Genomic DNA, 8535 nt, shown 5'->3' with positions numbered 1-8535 from the left:
GAGGGCCCGGACCGCATATGCGGTCCGGGCCCTCCCATGTGTGCGGGTGACGTCAGCGGCGGTGCTGCGAGTCCGCCACCGTCACCTCGACCCGCTGGAACTCCTTCAGGTCGCTGTAGCCCGTGGTGGCCATCGCGCGGCGCAGGGCGCCGAAGATGTTCATCGAGCCGTCGGGGTTGTGCGAGGGGCCGGTGAGGACCTCCTCCGTCGTACCGACGGAGCCCAGGTCGACCAGCTTGCCGCGCGGCACGTCCTCGTGGACGGCCTCCATGCCCCAGTGCCGGCCGCGGCCGGGCGCGTCCGTGGCGCGGGCCAGCGGGGAGCCCATCATCACGGCGTCCGCGCCGCAGGCGACGGCCTTCGGGATGTCGCCGGACCAGCCGACGCCGCCGTCCGCGATGACGTGGACGTACCGGCCGCCGGACTCGTCCATGTAGTCACGGCGGGCCCCGGCCACATCGGCGACCGCGGTCGCCATCGGGACCTGGATGCCGAAGACGTTGCGCGTGGTGTGCGCCGCGCCGCCGCCGAAGCCGACGAGGACACCCGCCGCACCGGTACGCATCAGGTGCAGGGCGGCGGTGTACGTGGCGCAGCCGCCGACGATGACCGGGACGTCCAGCTCGTAGATGAACTGCTTCAGGTTGAGCGGCTCGGCGGCACCGGAGACGTGCTCGGCGGAGACCGTCGTACCGCGGATGACGAAGATGTCCACGCCGGCGTCGACGACGGCCTTGGAGAACTGCGCGGTGCGCTGCGGCGAGAGCGCGGCGGCGGTGACGACACCGGAGTCGCGCACCTCCTTGATGCGCTGCCCGATCAGCTCCTCCTGGATGGGGGCGGAGTAGATCTCCTGGAGCCGCGGGGTCGCGGTCTCGACGGGCATCTCCGCGATCTCGTCGAGGAGCGCCTGCGGGTCGGCGTGCCGGGTCCACAGCCCCTCGAGGTTGAGGACGCCGAGGCCGCCCAGCTCACCGATGCGGATGGCGGTCTGCGGGGAGACCACCGAGTCCATCGGCGCGGCCAGGAAGGGCAGCTCGAAGCGGTAGGCGTCGATCTGCCAGGCGATCGAGACCTCCTTCGGGTCCCGGGTGCGGCGGCTCGGTACGACAGCGATGTCGTCGAATGCGTAAGCCCTGCGGCCGCGCTTGCCGCGCCCGATCTCGATCTCAGTCACGATGTGTGGCCTTTCCCTCTACGTCTGCGCTGACCAGTATCCCCGACACACACATGAGGGGCGGTCCCGGGAACCCCGGTCCGCCCCTCACCTGCGCTGATGTCTTACTTCCTGCTGTAGTTCGGTGCTTCGACCGTCATCTGGATGTCGTGCGGGTGGCTCTCCTTGAGACCCGCCGAGGTGATCCGGACGAAGCGGCCCTTGCTCTCCATCTCGTCGACCGAGGCCGCGCCCACGTACCCCATCGTCTGGCGGAGACCGCCGACGAGCTGGTGCAGCACGTTGGCCAGCGGGCCGCGGTAGGGCACCTGGCCCTCGATGCCCTCGGGGACGAGCTTGTCGTCGGAGGAGACCTCGGCCTGGAAGTAGCGGTCCTTCGAGTACGAGCGGCCCTGTCCACGGGACTGCATGGCGCCCAGCGAGCCCATGCCGCGGTACGACTTGAACTGCTTGCCGTTGATGAACATCAGCTCACCCGGGGACTCCTCGCAGCCCGCGAGCAGCGAGCCGAGCATCACCGTGTCCGCGCCGGCCACCAGGGCCTTGCCGATGTCGCCGGAGTACTGCAGGCCGCCGTCGCCGATGACCGGGACGCCCGCCGCGCGGGCGGCCAGTGCGGCCTCGTAGATCGCGGTGACCTGCGGGACGCCGATGCCGGCGACCACACGGGTGGTACAGATCGAACCGGGTCCGACACCCACCTTGACGCCGTCCACGCCGGCGTCGATCAGGGCCTGGGCGCCGTCGCGGGTCGCGACGTTGCCGCCGATGACGTCCACGTCCACGGCCGACTTGATCTTCGCCATCCAGTTGAGGGCGTTGCTGTTGTGGCCGTGCGAGGTGTCGACGATCAGGAAGTCGACCCCGGCGGACGCGAGTGCCTGGGCGCGGTCCAGCGCCTCGGGGCTGGCGCCGACGGCCGCGCCGACCAGCAGACGGCCCTCGGCGTCCTTGGCGGCGTTCGGGTACTGCTCGGCCTTCTTGAAGTCCTTGACCGTGATGAGGCCCTTGAGGAGGCCGGCCTCGTCGACCAGCGGCAGCTTCTCGATCTTGTGGCGGCGCAACAGCTCCATGGCCTCCACGCCGGAGATGCCGACCTTGCCCGTGACCAGCGGCATCGGCGTCATGACCTCGCGCACCTGGCGCGTCCGGTCCGACTCGAAGGCCATGTCGCGGTTGGTCACGATCCCGAGGAGCTTGCCCGCGGCGTCGGTGACCGGCACTCCGCTGATGCGGAACTTGGCGCACAGCGCGTCGGCCTCGCCGAGCGTGGCGTCGGGGTGCACGGTGATCGGGTCGGTGACCATGCCGGACTCGGACCGCTTCACCAGGTCGACCTGGTTGACCTGGTCCTCGACCGAGAGGTTGCGGTGCAGTACGCCGACGCCTCCCTGCCGGGCCATGGCGATGGCCATCCGGGCCTCGGTCACCTTGTCCATGGCGGCGGAGAGCAGCGGGATGTTCACGCGTACGTTCCGCGAGATGAGCGACGAGGTGTCGACCGCGTTGGGCAGCACGTCAGATGCGCCCGGCAGCAGCAGCACGTCGTCGTATGTCAGCCCGAGCGTCGCGAATTTCTCGGGCACTCCGTCGACGTTTGCAGTCATGACACCTTCCCCAAATGGCCTTGATCGGTGCGGATGTCCATGCTAACGGCCCAACGGGGTGTCTCATTCCACGAGCAAGATCACCTAGCGGTTCTGTGGCTTCCTCCACACCGCGGGAGGCCGGCCGGACCGGTCCTACTGGCCCGCGAGGGCGCGGAGTCTGCTCAGTGCGCGGTGCTGGGCGACGCGGACGGCGCCCGGGGACATCCCGAGCATCTGCCCGGTCTCCTCGGCGGTCAGCCCGACCGCGACCCGGAGGACCAGCAGCTCGCGCTGGTTCTCCGGCAGGTTGGCGAGCAGCTTCTTGGCCCAGGCCGCGTCGCTGCTGAGCAGGGCCCGCTCCTCGGGACCGAGCGAGTCGTCGGGCCGCTCAGGCATCTCGTCGGAGGGCACGGCCGTCGATCCGGGGTGCCGCATCGCGGCCCGCTGGAGGTCGGCGACCTTGTGGCCCGCGATGGCGAAGACGAAGGCCTCGAAGGGCCTGCCGGTGTCCTTGTAGCGAGGCAGCGCCATCAGCACCGCCACGCAGACCTCCTGCGCGAGGTCCTCCACGAAGTGACGGGCATCACCGGGAAGCCGGTTCAGCCGGGTCCTGCAGTAGCGCAGGGCGAGGGGATGGACATGGGCCAGCAGGTCATGGGTGGCCTGCGCGTCGCCGTCGACGGCACGGTGCACCAGAGCACCGATCACCGTCGTCCCGTCCTCGCGCATCGGACCATGGTGCCTTGGCGCCGTCCGATCCGATGCATCGCGTCCCGAGTTGTGCACCGAAGCGTTATCAGCGGGTGCGCCCGCACGGGCGGCGGATGCGCCGGCACGGTCACCCGGCCTTCCGGCCCGGCCGGCGGTCGCGTCAGCAGGTACGTCGCCGGCGTCGCGAGCGAGCGCTCCGGCGTTCTGTGCGGGTGCTCCAGCGTTCTGAGCGGGTGCGCCGGATGTCATGTCCTGCGCCCTCCCCTTCCGCTCGACCGAATGTTCCCCGAGGAACTCCACAACCCCAAGGATGCGGCATCGGCCAGGAAGCGTCACATAGCGCTGGTGGGGAGGGCCCGGCCGCAGGTCCGCCGCCACCGCCGCCCCGTCCGCCGGAGTGCGGACGGGATCGCACGGCTACGGGCCGCGCCGCGGCATCAGCGGACCAGGCCCCAGCGGAATCCGAGCGCGACGGCGTGCGCACGGTCCGAGGCTCCGAGCTTCTTGAACAGGCGCCGGGCGTGCGTCTTCACCGTGTCCTCGGAGAGGAAGAGCTCGCGCCCGATCTCCGCGTTGGACCGGCCGTGGCTCATGCCTTCGAGCACCTGGATCTCGCGCGCCGTGAGGGTCGGCGCCGCGCCCATCTCGGCGGACCGCAGCCGGCGCGGGGCGAGCCGCCACGTCGGATCGGCGAGCGCCTGGGTCACGGTCGCCCGCAGCTCGGCACGCGAGGCGTCCTTGTGCAGATAGCCGCGGGCACCGGCGGCGACCGCGAGCGCGACACCGTCCAGGTCCTCGGCGACGGTCAGCATGATGATCCTGGCCCCGGGGTCCGCCGAGAGCAGCCGCCGGACCGTCTCCACACCCCCCAGGCCGGGCATGCGTACGTCCATCAGAATCAGATCCGAACGATCGGCCCCCCAGCGGCGGAGGACTTCCTCGCCGTTGGCCGCCGTCGTCACACGCTCGACACCGGGCACGGTCGCAACCGCGCGGCGGAGCGCTTCTCGGGCAAGCGGGGAGTCGTCGCAGACGAGGACGGATGTCATGACCGTCCTCCGCAGCTGATGCGCGTCACCTTGAGCCTCCAGGCTGATACAAGTCGTCACCTGTGCGGTTGACCCCCTCGGACATCTGCCCGAGCTCGTTCTCCGTCAACCGCCTCTCCCCCATCAACGACGGTCACTCGAAAGAGTTACGGGGCAAAGCATCCGGTTCGGCACTCTAAGTGAGAGGCCGTGCACGGAGGAGAGCGACACGGGGTCGTTCACCCGTGAACCGATGTCTCACCCGACAGCCTGCCCCATTTAGCGGGTTTTCTTCCCTTTTGGGGGCGTCTATGGCTAGATTCGCAATCAGTCATATTTACATCTACTAACACCGTAGATGTACGGTCGGGACTCAGGTCACCGACGAGCACCACGGTCGAGGAAGCCGTTTCCGAACCAGCAAGGTTTCGAGGGGACACGCAATGGCAGATTTCTCCCGCCTTCCCGGACCCAACGCGGACCTGTGGGACTGGCAGCTGCTGGCCGCCTGCCGCGGGGTCGACAGTTCGCTGTTCTTCCACCCCGAAGGAGAACGTGGAGCAGCCCGGAGTGCCCGTGAGACCTCGGCCAAGGAGGTCTGCATGCGCTGCCCGGTGCGCGCCGAGTGCGCCGCACACGCACTCGCGGTGCGGGAGCCCTACGGCGTATGGGGCGGCCTGACCGAGGACGAGCGCGAGGAGCTCATGGGCCGCGCCCGCAACCGGCTGATCTCCGCCCACTCGGGACCGGCCCCGGAGGCCGGTCACACCTGACACCCAGCACGACACGCCGAATGCAGAAACGTTTCCTCGGAAGGGCGCATCCGTAAGCGCCCGCCTGCGGGGTCGGCATCACGCGTGCGGCGTGCCGGAGGGGTTCAGCGTGCGGCTGCCCGGGACAGCTGGTCCAGGGTCGCCGCCACCGCCGGGACCCGTGCGAGGTCGGGCAGGGTGAGGGCGACGATCTCCCGCTCCACGGCCGGCTCGACCGTCACGGTGCGCGCTCCCTTGGGCCGTACGGATTCGAGGGCCAGCCGGGGCAGGACGGCGACCCCGAGGCCCGCCCCGACGAGACCGATCACCGCGGGGTAGTCGTCCGTGGCGAAGTCGATCCGGGGGGTGAAACCGGACTCCTCGCAGACCTCCACCAGCTGGCGCCTGCACCGCGGGCAGCCGGCGATCCACGGCTCGTCGGCCAGCTCACCGATGTCCACCGCGTCGGCCCCCGCCAGCCGGTGCCCCTCGGGGACCAGGCCGATCAGCCGGTCCTTGAGCAGCGGGCGTACGACCAGGTCGTCCCATTCACCGCCGGCCGTCCCGTAGCGGAACGCCAGCGCGATGTCGCAGTCGCCGTCGCGCAGCATCTCCACCGAGCGCGGCGGCTCCGCCTCGACGAGCGAGACCTGGGTGCCGGGGTGCGCGGCGCGCAGCGCGGCGAGGGCGCCGGGGACCAGGGTGGAGCTCCCGCTCGGGAAGGACACGAGCCGGACCCGGCCGGCCCGCAGGCCGGCGATCGCGGCGATCTCCTCCTCGGCGGCGGTCAGCCCCGCGAGGATGCCGGAGGCGTGGCGCACCAGCGCCTCACCCGCCTGGGTCAGGCGCATCTCGCGCCCCGTACGGATCAGCAGCGGGGTGCCCGCCGAGCTCTCCAGGGCCTTCATCTGCTGGCTGACGGCGGGCTGGGTGCAGCCCAGCTCGCGCGCGGCGGCGGAGAACGAACCGGTGGTGGACACGGCGCGCAGGACACGGAGATGGCGGGCTTCGATCACCCTTCAACCATAAGCGACGCTTGCAGCATCGGGCGATTAATCACCAGCGGCTTTGAGGGCCTGCCGATTACTCTGTCCGGTTATGAAGGTGCTGACCGTGAATCTCGGCCGTCCGACCCCCTCCCCCCACACCGACGGGGCCGACGGGCTCACCGGGATCGGCAAGCAGCCGTCCGACGGCGCCGTGCGGGTCACCGACCCCGGCCCCAAGGGCACCGGCGGCAGCGGCCTGGCCGGGGACACGGTGTGCGACCTGCGGCACCACGGCGGCTCGGACCAGGCTGTGTACGCGTACGCACGCGAGGAGCTCGACGCCTGGGAGAAGCAGCTCGGCCGTCCGCTGCCCAACGGCGCGTTCGGCGAGAACCTGACGACGCTCGGGATCACGGTGAGCCACGCACGGATCGGGGAGCGCTGGCGCGTCGGCGGCGAGCTGCTCCTCGAGGTGACGTCGGGCCGGATTCCGTGCCGTACGTTCGCGGGCCACATGGGCGAGCGTGGCTGGGTGAAGCGGTTCACCCGTGAGGGTGCGACGGGCGCGTACCTCCGGGTGATCGAGCCGGGCACGATCCGTTCGGGCGACCTGATCGAGGTGGTGCACGTCCCCGGCCACGAGATCACCGCGGCGCTGGAGTTCCGGGCGACCACCACCGAGCGGGAGCTGCTGCCCCGGGTGCTCGACGCCGGTGACGCGCTGCACACGGAGACCCTGCGCGCGGCGCGGGCCTACGTGGCGAAGCAGACCACCGCCTCCTGACCCGTACGGCGGGGAGGCGCGGGAGGACGCAGGATCACGGCTCCGGCCTGCCCGCCTTCCAGGGAGCGGACGCGGGTCGGGCGCCCCCGCGGGCGGCAGCTAACGTGCCGCTATGACGACTGCACTGATTACGGGCGCGACGGCGGGGATCGGGGCCGCCTTCGCACGGCGGCTCGCGGGTGACGGGCACAACCTGGTGCTGGTGGCCCGTGACACGGAGCGGCTGCGGGCCCAGGCCACGGAGCTGCACGACAGGCACGGCATCGAGGCCGAGGTGCTGACGGCCGACCTGTCCACGGACGCCGGGATCGACGCGGTCGCCGCCCGGCTGACGGACCGGGTGAGCCCGGTCGACCTGCTGGTGAACAACGCGGGCTTCGGCAACAAGGGCCGCTATCTGGACGTCTCGACGGCCGACGAGCTGACGATGCTGAAGGTCCACTGCGAGGCGGTGCTGCGTCTGACGTCGGCCGCCGCCGGCTCGATGCGGGAGCGCGGTCGCGGCGGGGTGGTCAACGTGGCCTCCGTCGCCGCCTTCCTGCCGCGCGGGACGTACGGGGCGTCGAAGGCCTGGGTCGTCCAGTTCACCCAGGGCGCGGCGAAGGACCTCGCGGGTTCGGGGGTGCGGCTGATGGCGCTGTGCCCGGGCTTCGTGCGGACCGAGTTCCACGAGCGGGCCGGGATGGGGACGGGCAACATCCCGGACTGGATGTGGCTCGACGCGGACAAGCTGGTGGCCGCGGCCCTGGCGGACCTGGCCCGTGGCCGGACGGTGTCGATCCCGGACCCGCGCTACAAGGCGCTGATGGGCCTGGTGAAGCTGACGCCCCGCAGCCTGCTCGGCGGGGTGACCTCACGCGCGGGCCGGACGTACGGCCCGCAGTAGCCGGCCGTCCCCTGACAGCACCGAGGCCCGGTGCCCCCGCGACGGGGGTACCGGGCCTCGGTGGCGTACGGAGCCGTACTAGTGGGAGTGACCGTGGCCGTGACCGTGACCGGCCTCGGCCTCTTCCTCGGCCGGCTTCTCGACGACCAGGGTCTCGGTCGTGAGCAGCAGCGACGCGATGGACGCGGCGTTCTCCAGGGCGGAGCGGGTGACCTTGACCGGGTCGATGACGCCGGCCTTCACCAGGTCGCCGTACTCGCCGGTCGCGGCGTTGAAGCCCTGACCCTTGTCGAGCTCGGAGACCTTCGAGGTGATGACGTAGCCCTCGAGGCCCGCGTTCTCGGCGATCCAGCGGAGCGGCTCGACGGCGGCGCGGCGCACGACCGCGACACCCGTGGCCTCGTCGCCGGTCTTGCCGAGGTTGCCCTCGAGGACCTTGACGGCGTGGACCAGGGCGGAGCCACCACCGGAGACGATGCCCTCCTCGACCGCGGCGCGGGTCGCGGAGATGGCGTCCTCCAGACGGTGCTTCTTCTCCTTGAGCTCGACCTCGGTGGCGGCACCGACGCGGATCACGCACACGCCGCCGGCCAGCTTCGCGAGGCGCTCCTGGAGCTTC

The 8535-nt window shown here is 71.1% G+C and carries 9 protein-coding genes; 3 read left to right on the top strand and 6 right to left on the bottom strand.

All coding sequences use genetic code 11. The features are described from left to right. Nucleotides 1–52 precede the first annotated feature (52 nt). The 4 genes from JKV81_RS07795 to JKV81_RS07780 all read right to left on the bottom strand — a co-directional run bounded on the left by JKV81_RS07795 (nucleotide 53) and on the right by JKV81_RS07780 (nucleotide 4526). A complete protein-coding gene (locus JKV81_RS07795) occupies nucleotides 53–1177 on the bottom strand; it encodes a GuaB3 family IMP dehydrogenase-related protein (protein ID WP_099173810.1) in 1125 nt (374 codons plus the stop codon). 104 nt (nucleotides 1178–1281) lie between these two features. Next, nucleotides 1282–2784: an IMP dehydrogenase gene (guaB, locus tag JKV81_RS07790; RefSeq protein WP_099173811.1), complete on the bottom strand. Its 1503-nt coding sequence runs from the start codon at nucleotides 2782–2784 to the stop codon at nucleotides 1282–1284. Between the two features lie 135 nt (nucleotides 2785–2919). Beyond that, complete coding sequence (locus tag JKV81_RS07785) at nucleotides 2920–3495, bottom strand: sigma-70 family RNA polymerase sigma factor (protein WP_033297643.1); 576 nt, start codon at nucleotides 3493–3495, stop codon at nucleotides 2920–2922. Nucleotides 3496–3914: 419 nt separating this feature from the next. Beyond that, nucleotides 3915–4526 (bottom strand): response regulator transcription factor, encoded by a 612-nt coding sequence (locus JKV81_RS07780; protein WP_003948568.1) that lies wholly within the window; start codon nucleotides 4524–4526, stop codon nucleotides 3915–3917. Nucleotides 4527–4948: 422 nt separating this feature from the next. Between JKV81_RS07780 and JKV81_RS07775 the strand changes: the two genes are divergently transcribed. After that, on the top strand, nucleotides 4949–5278 hold the full coding sequence (locus tag JKV81_RS07775; protein ID WP_099173812.1) for a WhiB family transcriptional regulator: 330 nt from the start codon (nucleotides 4949–4951) through the stop codon (nucleotides 5276–5278). Nucleotides 5279–5382: 104 nt separating this feature from the next. On the opposite strand, the gene JKV81_RS07770 is transcribed toward JKV81_RS07775, so the two are convergent. Next, nucleotides 5383–6273 (bottom strand): LysR family transcriptional regulator, encoded by an 891-nt coding sequence (locus tag JKV81_RS07770; protein WP_124274268.1) that lies wholly within the window; start codon nucleotides 6271–6273, stop codon nucleotides 5383–5385. A gap of 82 nt (nucleotides 6274–6355) precedes the next feature. On the opposite strand from JKV81_RS07770, the gene JKV81_RS07765 reads away from it, so the two are divergent. Next, on the top strand, nucleotides 6356–7030 hold the full coding sequence (locus JKV81_RS07765) for an MOSC domain-containing protein (RefSeq protein WP_129265091.1): 675 nt from the start codon (nucleotides 6356–6358) through the stop codon (nucleotides 7028–7030). A 112-nt stretch (nucleotides 7031–7142) separates the two neighbouring features. Then, on the top strand, nucleotides 7143–7916 hold the full coding sequence (locus JKV81_RS07760) for an SDR family NAD(P)-dependent oxidoreductase (RefSeq protein ID WP_099173815.1): 774 nt from the start codon (nucleotides 7143–7145) through the stop codon (nucleotides 7914–7916). A 78-nt stretch (nucleotides 7917–7994) separates the two neighbouring features. On the opposite strand, the gene JKV81_RS07755 is transcribed toward JKV81_RS07760, so the two are convergent. Next, nucleotides 7995–8535: TCP-1/cpn60 chaperonin family protein (locus tag JKV81_RS07755; RefSeq protein ID WP_307820501.1), on the bottom strand; the 541-nt coding region annotated here is incomplete at its 5' end.

It is taken from the genome of Streptomyces silvae, assembly GCF_016745505.1.
Taxonomy (GTDB): domain Bacteria; phylum Actinomycetota; class Actinomycetes; order Streptomycetales; family Streptomycetaceae; genus Streptomyces; species Streptomyces silvae.
This window is presented reverse-complemented; position numbering and strand designations above follow the sequence as displayed.

Excerpts from the sequence above, each read along its gene's own strand:
- JKV81_RS07760 (WP_099173815.1), top strand. The coding sequence starts at position 7,143 with ATGACGACTGCACTGATTACGGGCGCGACGGCGGGGATCGGGGCCGCC.
- JKV81_RS07780 (WP_003948568.1), bottom strand. The coding sequence starts at position 4,526 with ATGACATCCGTCCTCGTCTGCGACGACTCCCCGCTTGCCCGAGAAGCG.
- JKV81_RS07785 (WP_033297643.1), bottom strand. The coding sequence starts at position 3,495 with ATGCGCGAGGACGGGACGACGGTGATCGGTGCTCTGGTGCACCGTGCC.
- JKV81_RS07775 (WP_099173812.1), top strand. The coding sequence starts at position 4,949 with ATGGCAGATTTCTCCCGCCTTCCCGGACCCAACGCGGACCTGTGGGAC.
- JKV81_RS07765 (WP_129265091.1), top strand. The coding sequence starts at position 6,356 with ATGAAGGTGCTGACCGTGAATCTCGGCCGTCCGACCCCCTCCCCCCAC.
- guaB (WP_099173811.1), bottom strand. The coding sequence starts at position 2,784 with ATGACTGCAAACGTCGACGGAGTGCCCGAGAAATTCGCGACGCTCGGG.